Consider the following 15,436-nt stretch of genomic DNA (forward strand, 5'->3'; position numbering starts at 1 on the left):
TTGCTGGCAACATACTTGCACCTGTCTTCACATTCCATTGTTTTCTCAATCATTTCAGGAATTTTCTGTAATTCTGCTGTGAGTCTTCTGCATTCCTCTTCTGTTATTGTTCCCTTAGCATATGCCATTTCATATGCTAACAGATACATTACTGCCATCTGAACTGAAAATGCCTTAGTTGATGCAACAGAGATCTCCGGTCCTGCATGAGTATATAAAACTATGTCTGCCTCTCTTGCTATGGATGAACCTTTAACATTTACCACAGCTAACACCTTTGCACCTTTTTCATGGGCTAAATGAAGGGCTGCCTTGGTATCTGCAGTCTCTCCTGACTGGGAAATAACAATAACTAAGTCTTCACTTGTCACAATAGGATCTCTGTATCTGAACTCTGATGCAATATCAACTGTAACTTCCGTTCTTGCCAACTTCTCAATTACATATTTTCCTACCATTCCTGCATGCATGGCTGTTCCACATGCCACAATAAAGAATTTTCTGTAATTCTTAAGCATTTCCGGTGTAAGACCACATTCTGATAAATCAGGCATTCCGTTGTTAATTCTTGGGGAAATTGTAGTTTTTACCGCTGTTGGCTGTTCATGTATTTCCTTAAGCATAAAATGCTCATATCCGCCTTTTTCAGCTGCATCCATATCCAAATTTGAAACCTGCACTTCCTTAGTAATAGGTTCTCTGTGAATATTACAAAATTCAATTCTGTCTGACTTAATGGTTGCTATTTCATTTTCTTCTAAAAGATAGTATTTTCTTGTGTATTTTAAAATTGCAGGAACGTCAGAAGCTATAAAATTCTCTTCTTCGCCTACACCTATAATAAGAGGGCTATCCTTTCTTACTGCAAAAATTCTGTCCGGGAAATCCTTAAAAAGTATTCCAAGAGCATAAGCCCCTCTAATATCATTTAATGTCTTAATAATAGCTTCCACCGGATCACCTTCATAATAGTAATCTAATAATTTTGCAACTGTTTCAGTGTCTGTTTCACTTATAAATGTATAACCCTTTCCAATCAGGAAATTCTTTATATCTTTATAATTTTCAATAATTCCATTGTGAACTATTGATACTCTCTTACTTCCATGAGGATGAGAGTTAATATCTGACGGTTCACCGTGAGTTGCCCACCTTGTATGACCAATTCCGCAATGACCATCCGGTTTATGTTCTTTATTTATTTTTTCTCTAAGATTCTTTAATTCACCTTTTGATTTTTCAACCATTATACGGTCCTTTTCAAAAACCGCAATTCCTGCTGAATCATATCCACGGTACTCAAGCTTTGATAATGCATCTAAAAGCACTTCAGTACAATCTCTTTCCCCTACATATCCAACAATACCACACATTATTTCTTCCTCCTATAAAACTGCGCTACGTAGTTGTAATAACCTGTCATTTGTCCTGAGTTGTTTAAATTTATTACATTGTTAAATCTGCCTCTTATAAATTCATTTAACTTATGCATATACTCATCTGAGGTTATTTTGCCTTCTGCCACCTGAGTAAGTCCTAATTCCCAACTGGCGGTTAATTCCGGGTTTAGTAATGACTTAATGGAGCCATGTACCACACCAAATATCATTTCACCTAACTGGGTAGGTGTAATAACCTGTGTTTTTTTATTTAGAGATAAATATTTGATATTTACCAGTTTCTTAATAATTTCAGCCCTTGTGGCACTGGTTCCAATCCCCGACCCTTTAATTTGCGCTCTCAGGTCTTCGTCCTCAATAAGCTGTCCGGCATTTTCCATTGCCAGAATAAGTGAACCTGACGTATATCTTTTAGGAGGTGAAGTTTCACCCTCCTTTATCTCTGTTCCCGATACTGGGATTTTATCACCTTTTTTTATATTATGCAAAAGATTAAAGAAATCTTCATCCAAACTTAATTCGGAATTTTCACTGTTTTCTTCATTTGTACCTTCCACATCTTCCTGTTTTGCACTTTTTTTCTTTTCCTTCGGCACACCTGCTATTTCCAGATATCCCTTATTTACAAGGATTTTAAAATTAGAGCTAAACTGTTCCGTTGTTGTAGTTTCATCCCTGTAGGTTGCCGGCATTATACCTATAAGAGATGCCTTTTTGTAAATGGCAGGGGGATAAAATATGCTAAGGAATCTCCTTACAATAACCATATAAACCTTTTGATTTATAGGCTTTTGCTTCTGCAAACCATTAAGTCCCTGTCCCGTTGGTATTATGGCATAATGGTCTGTAATTTTTCTGTCATCCACATATTTTGTCTTTTCAATGCCCTTATAAGATGATGCCTTTAATATATTAACGGCAAAGTGTCCACATGGAGAATAATTCTGCAATCCTCCTATATTTTTATGTATCTCCTTTGCCACTGCCGTAGATAACACTCTGGCATCGGTTCTTGGATAAGTTACCAGCTTATTTTCATATAATTCCTGAACCACGTTAAGAGTTTCATCAGGGCTTATTTTAAACATTTTTGAGCAGTCATTCTGCAACTCAGCCAGATTGTAAAGTAACGGTGCCTGCTTTTTTTCCTCCTTCATGGTAATGGATTTTACAGTCATTTCCAAAGGATAAGCATTGCCTTCATTATTAGTGCTGTTTCTTTCTAAAGCATTAATTAAAGCCTCTGCTACCGGCTTTTCCTTAAACCCGTTTTCCTTATACAAATAAGGTGTTTCAAAAAATTTTGAGCCCTCTACCGCCTTCCATTCAGTGTCAATTTTTCTTCCACCTATATCAGTAGCTGCTAAAACACGGTAAAAAGGGGTTTTTACAAAGCTTCTTATTTCTCTTTCCCTGTTGCAAATCATTCCAAGGACACAGGTCATAACCCGTCCTACATTTATGGACTTCCATCCGTCTTTTAAATAATTTTGAATGGAATTTCCATATTTAAGGGTTAAAAGCCTTGAAAAATTAATTCCCATAAGATAATCTTCCTTTGCTCTTAAATATGCTGCATCTGAAAGATTATTATATTCACTTAAATCCTTTGCTTCCCTTATTCCTCTGAGAATTTCCTCCTCTGTCTGGGAATCTATCCACACACGCTTTTCCTTTTTATTTTTTACCCCTGCTTCCTGGGCAACTAATCTGTATATGTACTCCCCTTCACGTCCCGAGTCGGTACACACATAAATAGTTTCCACATCATCTCTATTTAAAATATCCTTTACAATTTTAAACTGCTTTTTTACTGACGGTATAACTTCGTATTTCCATTCACCCTCAGGAATGAATGGCAAATCCTTTAAATTCCATTTTTTATATTTTTCATCATACACTTCCGGATAGCTCATAGTCACTAAATGACCGACGCACCATGTTACAATGGCATTTTCACTTTCCATATATCCGTCCCGCCTTGAAGTGTTAAGCTTTAATGCCTTTGCGAATTCCGCCGCAACACTTGGCTTTTCCGCAATAAATACTGATTTTCCCATTTAATTCCTCTATCTAGTTAATCTCATCTAATGTCCTGTTATATGAGGGAAGAAATTCCTTCATAAATTTATTCACTTCCTCCATATTCATATCCTCTAAATACTTTTTAATGGTTTCCTCTGCCTTTTGGAAATCGCTGTTTCCCATATTTTTTTCTTCTAAACACTTAATATATGCTGACAGCTTATCTGCCGCCTTAACAATTTTCCAATCATCATTTTCTTCTTCAATTAATATGTTCTTATATGCCCCTCTCATTTTTTCCGGTAATTCTGACAAAAGCTGGTTTGCTGCAATATGTTCCACTTCCTTGTAGGCATCCCGTATTTCCGGTGCATAATATTTTATGGGAGTTGGCAAATCTCCTGTTATGATTTCTGTTGTATCATGCATAATTCCCAACATTGCAATATGTTCAGCATTGTAATCCTTATTGTAATAAGTATTTCCTATAACTGCCAGTGAATGAGCAATAATTGCCACTTCCAGGCTATGCTCTGCAATATTTTCGTTTATTGTATTTCTCATAAGTCCCCAGCGGTTTATATATTTCATTCTGGCCAACATACCAAAAAAATTATTCATAATACATTTCCTCTTCCATTGCAAATTTGCGCACTTAACGTTTAGTATAACAAATAAATAAAGAAAAGTATATACCATACAAAACGTAAAAAAGTGCTTAATCAGGCATAACGTATATGTCTGACTAAACACTTTTATTATTAGTTAAATTCTAATTAGTCTAAAAATTTCTTAACTATATCCTTCATTCCGTCTACTTCAACTAAATTGTTATGACGAACTTCTGCATTTCTTATTTCTTCAATGGCATTAGGAACTTTTACATTTCCTATTTTACTTAATTCATCCACTAATTCAAAATCGCCCATGCTATCATACTTAGGATCAATGGCAACCATAACACTTCTTGTAAACTTAAAAGGACTTGCTGTTGAAGCAATAACGGTTACTGTGTCATCATTTGTTTCCGCCTTGTATTTTTTGTATACACTTGCAGCTACTGATGTATGAGTATCCATTATATAACCTGTTTTATCATATGTGTCTCTGATTGTTTCTGCTGTTTCCTCTTCTGACGCATAATTTCCATAGAAATCATCTAACTGCTTTTTCATGTCATCAGTAATGTCATATTTTCCGTTTACCTTAAGACTGTTCATTAATTCATTATTCTTATCAGCATCATTTCCTGCAATCTTATAAATTAATCTTTCAAGGTTGCTGGAAATAAGAATGTCCATTGAAGGTGATGTTGTAAGAATAAATTCTCTGTTTTTATCGTATTCTCCTGTTTTAAAGAAATCAAACAATACTTTATTTTCATTTGAAGCACAAATAAGTTTTGCTATTGGAAGTCCCATATTCTTTGCATAATATGCAGCTAAAATATTTCCAAAGTTACCTGTAGGAACCACAACATTCATTTTCTGGTCTTTAGCTAACTTTCCTTCAGCATATAACTTAGCATATGCATATACATAATATGCAACCTGTGGCACAAGTCTTCCAATATTAATTGAATTAGCTGATGAGAACTGATATCCTCTCTTATCCATTTCTGCTGCAAGTTCCTTGTCTCCAAAGATTGCCTTAACACCGCTTTGTGCCTGATCAAAGTTACCTTTTATGGCAACAACGTAAGTATTGTCACCCTTTTGTGTAACCATCTGTTTTTCCTGAATAGGGCTGACTCCGCCATCAGGATAAAATACTATAATTCTTGTTCCCGGCACATCTGCAAATCCTGCCATGGCAGCTTTTCCCGTGTCACCTGATGTAGCTGTAAGAATAACTATTTCATTTTTTACGTTATTCTTCTTTGCTGATGTTGTAAGCAGATATGGGAGAATAGACAATGCCATATCCTTAAATGCAATTGTTTTTCCATGGAATAATTCCAGATAATATGTTCCCTGAACTTCTGCTAAAGGTGCAATTTCTTCTGTGTCAAACTTTGAGTCATATGCATTGTTGATGCAATACTTAAGTTCCTCTTCAGTAAAGTCAGTGAAGTATAACTTCATAACTTCATATGCTACCTGCTGATATGTCATTTTGGATAATTCTTCCACTGAAACATCTAACTTCGGTATTTCCAATGGAACAAATAATCCGCCGTCATCTGCTAAACCCTTTAATATAGCCTCTGATGCCTTAAGTGTTCCTTCTTTACTTCTTGTGCTCTTGTAAAGTATCTCTTTCATTAAAACAATCCTCTCTCTCTTATCTGTTATTTATGTAATTGATTAATCCGCCACTGCTGATTATCTTTTGCATAAATTCAGGGAATGCCTGTCCCTGATATTCTTCACCTTTTGTTTTATTATATATTTTTCCGCTGTCAAAATCTACCTCTACTTCATCTCCATCGGCAATTCCTTTTGCTGCCTCAGGACACTCAATAATAGGAAGTCCGATATTAATTGCATTTCTGTAAAAAATCCTTGCAAAGGTTTCTGCAATAACACAGCTTACACCGGCAGCCTTAATAGCTATTGGTGCATGCTCTCTTGAGGAACCGCAGCCAAAGTTTTTGTCTGCTACAATAATATCACCTTTATTTACTTTATTTACAAATTCCCTGTCTATATCTTCCATGCAATGTTTTGCCAGTTCTTCCGGGTCCGGAACGTTAAGATATCTTGCCGGAATAATAACATCTGTATCAACATTACTTCCAAATTTAAATGCTCTTCCTTCTGCTTTCATGTGCTACCTCCTATAATCCTAAGTCTTCAGGTCCTGAAATTTTACCTGTTACGGCACTTGCTGCTGCTACGGCAGGACTTGCAAGATAAACCTCTGATTCAGGATCACCCATACGGCCTACAAAGTTTCTGTTTGTTGTAGCAATGGCTCTTTCACCCTTTGCAAGGATACCCATATGTCCACCAAGACAAGGTCCACATGTAGGAGTGCTAAGGGCACAGCCTGCCTTTATAAATATTGAAGCAAGACCTTCTTCTATACACTGTAAATAAACAGCCTGAGTTGCCGGGAATATAATACATCTTACACCCTTTTTAACTTCTCTGCCATCAAGAATCTTTGCTGCAATTCTCATATCTTCAATTCTACCGTTGGTACATGAACCGATAACAACCTGATCCACCTTAACTTCTCCCACGTTGTCAATTGTTCTTGTATTTTCAGGAAGATGAGGAAATGCTACTGTTGGCTTTAATTCACTTAAATCAATAGTATATTCTTCATCATATACTGCATCTTCATCAGGAGTATATTCAGTAAATTCCTTTGTAGAATGTTTCTTCATATATTCACGGGTTAAATCATCTACAATAAATATTCCGTTTTTTCCACCTGCTTCAATAGCCATGTTAGTCATGGCGAATCTGTCATCCATCGAAAGGTATTTAACCCCTTCTCCCATAAATTCCATTGAACGGTATAATGCTCCGTCTACACCTATCATACCGATAATGTGAAGAATAACATCCTTTCCACTAACCCATTTTCCAGGCTTTCCAACTAAGTTAAATTTAATGGCTGAAGGTACCTTAAACCATGCCTTTCCTGTTGCCATTCCGGCTGCCATATCCGTACTTCCAACACCAGTTGAAAAAGCTCCAAGAGCTCCATATGTACAGGTATGTGAATCAGCACCGATTACCACATCTCCTGCTACTACTAATCCTTTTTCAGGAAGTAAGGCATGTTCTATCCCCACACGACCTGTTTCAAAGTAATTTGTTATGTCATTTTCTTCTGCAAAATCCTTTACACATTTGTAAAGCTCTGCTGATTTTATATCCTTATTTGGTGTGAAATGGTCAGGTACTAATGCAATTTTATCCTTGCAAAATACACAATCCACATCCATTTTTTTCATTTCACCAATAGCTACAGGAGCAGTTACATCATTACCTAAAACCAAATCCAAATCGGCTTCAATTAACTGTCCTGCTTTAACTTCATCAAGTCCTGCATGCTTTGCAAGAATCTTCTGAGTCATAGTCATTCCCATGTTGATTTCCTCCTTATATCTATACCCACATCCTAAGATGTATTTATATACACAATCTTTATTATATTAAAACAATTTTCAATCATAGTCAATAACCGTGATACATTAAAGCCTTAGAATATCTCCTATTTTTACTTTTTTCTTCTTTTAACTTCTTATTTTCCTTGAAAGGATGTCAAAAATATGTTATAAACTTTATGACACGGAGACGTACCGAAGTGGCCGTAACGGGGCTGACTCGAAATCAGTTTATCAGTTTACTCTGGTACAAGGGTTCGAATCCCTTCGTCTCCGCTTTTTTTATGTCTGGAGATTACAAATTATGCACTATTATTCCCTTAATTCATATTTAAAAAATAAATACGGATGTAAAGTATATAAACTTTCCCTTTCCTCAGGGCTTTCCTGCCCTAACAGAGACGGAAAAATCAGTTATGGCGGTTGTATCTTCTGTAGTAACGGAGGTTCAGGTGAATTTGCCTCCTCCTGCCATGAAACTATCACTAATCAAATTGAAGATGCTAAAAAAAGGGTATCTGACAAAATTAAGAACGGCAAATTTATTGCCTATTTTCAGTCTTTTACCAACACTTACGGTGAAGTTTCCTACTTAAGAAAAATCTTTACTGAAGCCATAAATCACCCTGATATTGTAGCATTGTCCATTGGCACAAGACCTGACTGCCTTCCTAATGAGGTTTTGGAATTATTAGACGAATTAAATAAAATCAAACCAGTGTGGATAGAATTAGGGTTTCAAACCAGTAATGAAGAAACTGCCCGCTATATTAACCGGGGATACACCCTGGGTGTTTTTGATAGTGCAGTAGACAAGCTTAACCGAATCAGTGTAGATGTTATTGTTCATATAATATTAGGGCTTCCTAATGAAACAGAAAAGGATATGATAAATACCGTAAAATATGCCTGTTCTAAAAATATTTCCGGTATAAAATTACAGCTTTTACATGTATTAAAAGATACTGCATTGGCTAATGATTATTACTTAAATAAGTTTTCTGTATTATCTCTTGAAGAATATACAGATATTTTAGCCAAGTGTATCACATATATCCCACCTAATGTGGTTATTCACAGAATAACCGGAGACGGACCTAAATCACTTCTTATTGCTCCTGAATGGAGTGGTAACAAGAAGATGGTTCTTAACTATATTAATCGTAAATTTGACCGGATTGATTTGAAACAGGGAAGTAATGTTACTTTATAAACTTTTCATACTCATTTTTAAAATGGGGCTGTCGCACTAGCGACAGCCTATTATAATGCAAAAAAATAAATCTCAAGCTCCGAAAAGCCTGAGATTTATGGTAAAATTTAAGTATGCTACTACATAAATATTTACAGAAAAATTATACTTTAAATCAGAGTGGATATCAACTCAAACTTCCACTCGAATTGGATGCAGTTATTCCTGAGAATGATTCTGTGCGATTACTCAGTCAGTTTGTGGAGGAAATGGATCTGACTGATTTATATTCTACTTATGAAAGAATAAATACATTATCGCCACGAACACTCTTGAAGATTGTTTTGTATTCTTACATGAACGGAGATTATTCATCTCGTTCTATGGAACTAAACTGTAAAAGAGACATTAACTTTATGTTTCTTCTTGAAGGACAAAAGGCACCTGATCATGCTACGTTTGCAAGATTCAGGAGCATTCATTTTGCGCCTTGTTCTAAGCGTATTCTCGCGGAAGTTTCAAATCTACTTTTTGACATGGGAGAAATCTCAGGTGAAACAATATTTATTGATGGTACCAAGATTGAGGCAAATGCCAATAAATACACCTTTGTCTGGAAAAAAGCAGTTACCAAGAACCAGGCAAAGTTACTAATTAAGATTGCAGATTTTGTAGCAGAATGCGAACAGCTTTATGACATCAAGATAGTTTACAAAGACGTTGTCAAAATCAAACATGTTAAAAAACTTAGAAAAAAGCTCTATGCATTAAAAGAAAGCGAAGGTATTACTTTTGTTCATGGAATAGGAAAAAGAAAAACTCCTTTGCAGAAAAGCATAGAGACCTTGGAAGAATACCTTGCCAAACTGAAGGACTATACAAAAAATATTCACATATGTGGTGATCGAAACAGTTGCTCTAAAACTGATAATGACGCAACATTTATGCGATTAAAGGAAGATGCTATGGGAAATGGTCAATTAAAGCCAGCCTTCAACCTACAGCATGGAGTTGATTCGGAATACGTTACTTGGTTAACAATAGGTCCTCAGCCAACTGACACAACAACATTAATTCCTTTTTTAAAGGATGCACAGCAGCATCTCAAATTTAAATACAAAAATGTAACAGCTGATGCAGGATATGAAAGCGAAGAAAACTACCTGTTCCTAGAAAAAAACGGTCAGGTTGCGTTTATAAAACCAGCTAATTATGAAATATCGAAAACCAGAAAATATAAGAATGATATTGGAAAGATAGATAACATGAACTATGATGAGGAATCCGATACATACGTATGTAAGAACAATAAAAGACTTATTGTAGATCATATAAAGAAAGGTAAATCTAAAACAGGATATATAAGTGAAAAGACTGTTTATAAATGTGAGAACTGTTGTGAATGTCCATACAAAAGTGAGTGTATCAAAGGCAATAATTGCAATACTCCTCTAGAAGATAGAACTAAAACATTATACGTTGCCAAAACATTCATTGAGAAACGAAAAGAAGATTTGGAAAGAATCATATCTGATGAAGGAACATTATATAGAATGAACCGAAGCATTCAGGCGGAAGGCTCATTTGGAGACATAAAACAGGACATGAAGTTTAGACGTTATCTCAGCAGAGGAACAGCAAATGTTCTTGCAGAAAGCACACTACTTGCCATAGCCAGAAACATAAATAAACTTCATAACAAGATTCAAAATGGAAGAACAGGAACACATTTATTCCCACTAAAAAGTGCCTAAATTTTAAGATTTCAAAAAGAATTTTCGAATTAACTTATTAGGTCTGGTGAAGTGCGCCCTAAAATAGAATCGTTATAAGATTATCCACCAAAACAAGCATAATTAACAACTTTTTCAACTAAAAAGGGACCATCGCACTTGCGATTAAAAATCGCTAGTGCGACAGCCCCATTTTATTATTTCCATATTATTAATTATTTGTTCTGTAAAAATTCAGGAATCTTAATTGGCTTTTCTTCAACTGTTCCCTGTGCATGTGAAACAGGTGATTTTCTTGTAAAGTCATTCTTTGGTGCTACTGATGAAGGTGTAGCATTGTAGCTAAATGACTTCTTAGCTGCTCCCATACCAAATGGTGATGCCTTTGCTGCAGCCGGCTCTCCAATACCTGTAGCCATAACTGTAATAGAGCATTCATCCGGATATGTATCTTCATATCTTACACCAAATATAATATTAGCATCTTCTCCTGCTAATTCCTGTACATAACTTGCAGCTTCATTTGCTTCAAAAAGACTAACGTCACCGGTAATGTTAATAATAACATTCTTAGCTCCGTTAATTGATGTTTCAAGTAATGGAGATGTAACAGCCTGCTGTACAGCTTCTGATGCCTTCTCATCACCACTTGCCTCACCAATACCGATATGTGCAATTCCTGCATCTCTCATAACTGTCTGTACATCGGCAAAGTCTAAGTTAATTAATGCGGGAACATTAATTAAATCTGTAATACCCTGTACTGACTGCTGTAATACTTCATCTGCCTTCTTTAATGCTTCAGGCATTGTAGTTCTCTTATCAACAATTTCTAATAATTTATCATTTGGAATAACGATAAGCGTATCAACGTTTTCCTTTAATCTTTCGATTCCTGCAAGAGCATTGTTCATACGTGTCTTAGCCTCAAATCTGAAAGGCTTTGTAACCACACCTACTGTAAGAGCTCCCTGCTCCTTAGCAACACGTGCAACAACAGGAGCTGCTCCTGTTCCTGTTCCGCCTCCCATACCACATGTTACAAATACCATGTCGGCACCTTTAAGTAACTGTGCAAGTTCTTCTACGTTCTCTTCTGCAGCTGCTTCACCAACTTCAGGTTTAGCTCCTGCTCCAAGACCTTTTGTAATTTTTTCACCAATCTGTAGTGTAGTAGGTGCCTTGCTTCTTTTAAGCACCTGTGCATCTGAGTTAACAGATATGAACTCAACACCACCGATGTTTTCATCTATCATTCTGTTTACGGCGTTGTTTCCTGCTCCACCAACACCTACAACTATAATTTTTGCAACTGCTTCACTTTCGTTTGTAGTAATTTCTAACAAGAGTTTATCCTCCTTCGTTTCATCTAAATTTCACTTATTTTAATATCACAACAATATGTACTAACATTTTTCAGTAAATATATAATGATGTGAGTGTCAAAAATTAATTTTGCCATTCACTGATGTATCCGGACTGCTTAATTGCCATGCAATTTTTACACTTCTGAAACATCATATGATTAGTCATAATTGCATATATACTATATAATATAATTCTTTGCAGAAAATATCAACAGTAAATTTCTAATTTGTTAAAAAAAAATCATTCTTTTTTTATTACAGTTTTATTTTTTTGATTTCTTTCCTGCACTATTATCGTTCTTTTTGATGGTGTACATTCCCTCTTCATTGGCAATTTTCATATTTAAAACACCATCATAACCCTTTACTTCATCATACATATCATTTAAATCTTTTAACTTCTTGTCTAAGTTCGTTGTTTTGCCCAAATCCACCTGTAGCTTGTCCATAACAAGTGATGTTTCAGATGAATCATTTACAATAACCTTTTTTATGGTGTAATTATACTGCTCTATGGAATTAACAACTGTAAGAAGTGAGTTTAAAACCTTTTCCTTTTTCATGTCAATTTTCTGATATAGAGTTATTTTGTTATATCTTAGTCCCTCAACTTTTGGAATGGATTTTAATTTATCACTGCTTATTTTTAGCACCTTTCCATTTCTGTCAAAATAACAATTCACATTATTTTCAACTACATATCCCTTTAATTTGTTTTCATATCCGATGATTTTCACTTTAGACGGAGATAACATTTTAACGGAATATTTACTTAAAAGTTCTATGTCATCACTTTTTCCTATTTTATTTTTTATCCAGAAAAGAAGAGTATTGTCAATTTTCTTATTGTCTAAATATGCTTTTACTTCCTCTGTTGTATATTGATTTAAATCAAGAGATATTTCTATACTCTTTAAACTAAATCCGTAAACAACAATAAGCACAAGGGCAACTATAATTGGAGTTGCAATAAAAAGTACCTTAAACCCTTTTCTAAGCCTTCTCCGTCTTCTTCTTTTCATTTTTCTGGTTTGTTTCATATAATTTACCTGTACATCCTGTTATCTTATTCTTTTAATCCTTCTTGATACTGAAAGCACCATACCCATTTCTATTATTAAAAACATAAGAGAAGTGCCACCATAGCTTATAAAAGGCAACGATACACCTGTATTTGGTATTAATGTAGTTACAACGGCAATATTTAAAACAACCTGAATGGAAATATGTGCCAAAACACCAACTACAATCATGGAGCCAAACATATCCGGTGCATTGCTGGCTATAACTCTCATTCTTCTAATCATAAATACAAACAGAAGTATAATACAAATTGCTCCGAAAATTCCCAGTTCCTCACATATTATGGAAAATATCATATCATTGTTAGCCTCCGGCACAAAACCTAATTTCTGTGCGCTGTTACCAAGACCTTTTCCAAAAATTCCTCCGGAGCCTATGGCATATAATCCCTGAAGAGGCTGAAATCCCTTACCTCTTCCCTGAAGGAAATTCTCAGGATTTTTCCACACTGCTATTCTTTCAAATCTAAAACTTAATGACGCCAATTGTGGCATATTTCTTAAAATATACAGACCTATAATTCCGCCTACAAGTCCTACGGAAATAGTTCCCGTAAACCATTTTCCGGCTCCTGCCACTATAATCATTACAGCCCCGATACCTGCTATTATAATTGCGGAGCTTAAGTTAGAAGTCAGCACATACACCAGTCCTGCCCCTAATAATGTAATTGAATATATCTGCCAGCATAATTTTCCTTTTTTTATTGCCTGCTGACCACATTTAGATAAAATTGCCGCTGTCATTATTATAACGCCGATTTTTACTATTTCCGCCGGCTGGAACTGGACAAGCTTAAGATTTATCCATCTTTTAGCACCATTTGCCTCTTTTCCTAAAGGTGTAAGAATTAACAGAACCGTAAATAAAGAAAAACAATATATAAATGTTTTATACTTTTTAAGCAGTCTGTAATCTAATAATATAACCGGTATCATTACTGCAACACCAAAAGCTGTTGCCTGTATCTGTTTTTTCAAAAAATAGGCTGAATCGTTATATTTATTCAGAGCTGTATAGGAACTTGCACTGTAAAGTAAAACATAACCTAATAACATTATAAAAATCCATACGAAAAGAAGGCTATAATCAAAATAGCCATCCCTTTTATTTCTTTTTCTTTTTACGGTTACCTCTTCACCTGTTGCAGGTTCGTATTCCTTTTGCTCCATAAATCTTTCCCTTTTACTTTTTCATATCATAAACTAACTCTTTAAACATGTCACCACGCTGCTCATAGTTATCAAACATACCCCAGCTTGCACATGCCGGTGAAAGTAAAACTGCATCTCCCGGATTTGCTGCCTTTCTGCATTCCTCTACTGCTTCTTCAAGAGACTGTGTAAAAATAATATTATCAAAACCATATTTTTTTACGGTGTCTGCTATCTGCTGTGCAGTCTGACCCAGTAAAACAAGGCATTTAACCTTTCCCTTTAATTCCTTTGCAAAATCATCAAAGGATACTTTTTTATCATATCCTCCGGCTATAAGAACCGTAGGACGGCTCATTGCCTGAATTGCCTTTATTGAAGCATCTGTATTAGTTCCCTTTGAATCATTATAATAAATAACATCATCCACTGTATCCACATATTCTATTCTGTGGGGAACGGCCTTAAACTTTCTAACAGCTTCTTTAATAATGTCTGCAGGAACTCCCATATTAATGGAAATGCCGATTGCAGCCATAATGTTTTCTATATTGTGAATGCCTACTAAATTGGTATCTTCCGTAGTTGTAATTATTTTTTCCCCATTGTCATCTTTATAGATAATATTCTTACCATCTAAAAATATGCCTTTATCAAGCTTTCTTTTACTGCTAAACCACACAATTCTATTATTAAGCTTTGGTGCATATTCTCTTAAAATCTCATCTTCATAGTTAAGAATAACAGGCTGGTTACTATCCTGATTTTTGGTAATGCTCATTTTTACGTTAGTATAGCACTCCATTGTATGATGTCTGTTAAGATGATCCGGTGTAATGTTTAATACTGCACTTACATCCGGTTTAAATGTATGTATGGTCTCTAACTGAAAACTGCTGATTTCCGCCACGGTAACTGAATCCACGTCTGTGTCAAAGGCTGTAGTTGTATAGGGATTTCCAATATTTCCTACCACATCAACATGGGAATAATATGCAGCTAATATCTCCCCTGTAAGAGCTGTTGTTGTTGTTTTGCCATTAGTACCTGTAATGGCTGCAAGTTTTCCCTTTGCTACAACATATGCCAGTTCAATTTCTCCCCAGATAGGAACACCTTTTTCCCTTACCTTATAAACAAAAGGTGCATCTATTGCTATTCCGGGACTTAATATCATTAAATCAATATTATCAATAACGCTATCTTCAAGTTCCCCAAGAATCACTTTCACATCCTCCCGGTCACTAAGCTTTGCTAAAACATCCTCTTTATTTAATTTTTCATTTCCATCATAAATAATAACAGTTGACCCAAGTTTTTTTAATAAATCAGCTGCCCCGATTCCACTTTTTCCTGAACCGGCAACCATTACCTTCTTTTTATTCCATTCCATTATTCTATAACTCCATTCATCTATAA

At 35.3% G+C, this 15,436-nt stretch carries 12 protein-coding genes and 1 tRNA gene; 3 read left to right on the forward strand and 10 right to left on the reverse strand.

From position 1 onward, the window contains the following. From glmS to leuC, 6 genes are all read right to left on the reverse strand, one after another. Positions 1–1,373: glutamine--fructose-6-phosphate transaminase (isomerizing) (gene glmS, locus Q5O30_RS08370; RefSeq protein WP_302674659.1), on the reverse strand; the 1,373-nt coding region annotated here is incomplete at its 3' end. Beyond that, positions 1,373–3,460, reverse strand: a complete 2,088-nt coding sequence (locus tag Q5O30_RS08375) for a DNA topoisomerase (RefSeq protein WP_021953303.1) — start codon at positions 3,458–3,460, stop codon at positions 1,373–1,375. The genes glmS and Q5O30_RS08375, both read right to left, overlap by 1 nt. A 13-nt stretch (positions 3,461–3,473) precedes the next feature. Further along, a complete protein-coding gene (yfbR, locus tag Q5O30_RS08380; RefSeq protein WP_021953304.1) occupies positions 3,474–4,046 on the reverse strand; it encodes a 5'-deoxynucleotidase in 573 nt (190 codons plus the stop codon). A 155-nt stretch (positions 4,047–4,201) separates the two neighbouring features. Continuing rightward, positions 4,202–5,689, reverse strand: coding sequence for a threonine synthase (gene thrC / locus Q5O30_RS08385; protein WP_021953305.1), 1,488 nt, complete (start codon positions 5,687–5,689; stop codon positions 4,202–4,204). A gap of 19 nt (positions 5,690–5,708) precedes the next feature. Continuing rightward, complete coding sequence (gene leuD / locus Q5O30_RS08390; RefSeq protein ID WP_021953306.1) at positions 5,709–6,194, reverse strand: 3-isopropylmalate dehydratase small subunit; 486 nt, start codon at positions 6,192–6,194, stop codon at positions 5,709–5,711. Between the two features lie 10 nt (positions 6,195–6,204). Further along, positions 6,205–7,470 (reverse strand): 3-isopropylmalate dehydratase large subunit, encoded by a 1,266-nt coding sequence (gene leuC / locus Q5O30_RS08395; protein ID WP_021953307.1) that lies wholly within the window; start codon positions 7,468–7,470, stop codon positions 6,205–6,207. A 204-nt stretch (positions 7,471–7,674) separates the two neighbouring features. On the opposite strand from leuC, the gene Q5O30_RS08400 reads away from it, so the two are divergent. From Q5O30_RS08400 to Q5O30_RS08410, 3 genes are all read left to right on the forward strand, one after another. Beyond that, positions 7,675–7,764, forward strand: a tRNA-Ser gene (locus Q5O30_RS08400). 28 nt (positions 7,765–7,792) lie between these two features. After that, positions 7,793–8,701, forward strand: a complete 909-nt coding sequence (locus Q5O30_RS08405) for a TIGR01212 family radical SAM protein (RefSeq protein ID WP_021953308.1) — start codon at positions 7,793–7,795, stop codon at positions 8,699–8,701. A gap of 113 nt (positions 8,702–8,814) precedes the next feature. Further along, entirely contained in the window at positions 8,815–10,434 is a 1,620-nt protein-coding gene (locus Q5O30_RS08410; protein WP_021953309.1) for an IS1182 family transposase, read from the forward strand. 194 nt (positions 10,435–10,628) lie between these two features. Here Q5O30_RS08410 and ftsZ read toward each other — a convergent pair whose 3' ends face one another. The 4 genes from ftsZ to murD all read right to left on the reverse strand — a co-directional run bounded on the left by ftsZ (position 10,629) and on the right by murD (position 15,410). Continuing rightward, entirely contained in the window at positions 10,629–11,759 is a 1,131-nt protein-coding gene (ftsZ, locus tag Q5O30_RS08415; protein ID WP_021953310.1) for a cell division protein FtsZ, read from the reverse strand. A gap of 284 nt (positions 11,760–12,043) precedes the next feature. Next, positions 12,044–12,802 (reverse strand): cell division protein FtsQ/DivIB, encoded by a 759-nt coding sequence (locus Q5O30_RS08420; protein WP_302674660.1) that lies wholly within the window; start codon positions 12,800–12,802, stop codon positions 12,044–12,046. Positions 12,803–12,841: 39 nt separating this feature from the next. Continuing rightward, complete coding sequence (locus Q5O30_RS08425) at positions 12,842–14,035, reverse strand: FtsW/RodA/SpoVE family cell cycle protein (RefSeq protein WP_021953312.1); 1,194 nt, start codon at positions 14,033–14,035, stop codon at positions 12,842–12,844. A 13-nt stretch (positions 14,036–14,048) separates the two neighbouring features. Continuing rightward, complete coding sequence (gene murD / locus Q5O30_RS08430; protein WP_021953313.1) at positions 14,049–15,410, reverse strand: UDP-N-acetylmuramoyl-L-alanine--D-glutamate ligase; 1,362 nt, start codon at positions 15,408–15,410, stop codon at positions 14,049–14,051. Positions 15,411–15,436 lie beyond the last annotated feature (26 nt).

Source organism: Eubacterium sp. CAG:161 (assembly GCF_000432355.1).
GTDB classification, from domain to species: Bacteria; Bacillota; Clostridia; order Lachnospirales; family Lachnospiraceae; genus Eubacterium_G; species Eubacterium_G segne.

What these genes read in the sequence shown, in the direction of transcription:
- Q5O30_RS08375 (WP_021953303.1), bottom strand. Translation starts at nt 3,460, where the DNA reads ATGGGAAAATCAGTATTTATTGCGGAAAAGCCAAGTGTTGCGGCGGAA.
- yfbR (WP_021953304.1), bottom strand. Translation starts at nt 4,046, where the DNA reads ATGAATAATTTTTTTGGTATGTTGGCCAGAATGAAATATATAAACCGC.
- thrC (WP_021953305.1), bottom strand. Translation starts at nt 5,689, where the DNA reads ATGAAAGAGATACTTTACAAGAGCACAAGAAGTAAAGAAGGAACACTT.
- leuD (WP_021953306.1), bottom strand. Translation starts at nt 6,194, where the DNA reads ATGAAAGCAGAAGGAAGAGCATTTAAATTTGGAAGTAATGTTGATACA.
- leuC (WP_021953307.1), bottom strand. Translation starts at nt 7,470, where the DNA reads ATGGGAATGACTATGACTCAGAAGATTCTTGCAAAGCATGCAGGACTT.
- Q5O30_RS08405 (WP_021953308.1), top strand. Translation starts at nt 7,793, where the DNA reads ATGCACTATTATTCCCTTAATTCATATTTAAAAAATAAATACGGATGT.
- Q5O30_RS08410 (WP_021953309.1), top strand. Translation starts at nt 8,815, where the DNA reads ATGCTACTACATAAATATTTACAGAAAAATTATACTTTAAATCAGAGT.
- Q5O30_RS08420 (WP_302674660.1), bottom strand. Translation starts at nt 12,802, where the DNA reads ATGAAAAGAAGAAGACGGAGAAGGCTTAGAAAAGGGTTTAAGGTACTT.
- Q5O30_RS08425 (WP_021953312.1), bottom strand. Translation starts at nt 14,035, where the DNA reads ATGGAGCAAAAGGAATACGAACCTGCAACAGGTGAAGAGGTAACCGTA.
- murD (WP_021953313.1), bottom strand. Translation starts at nt 15,410, where the DNA reads ATGGAATGGAATAAAAAGAAGGTAATGGTTGCCGGTTCAGGAAAAAGT.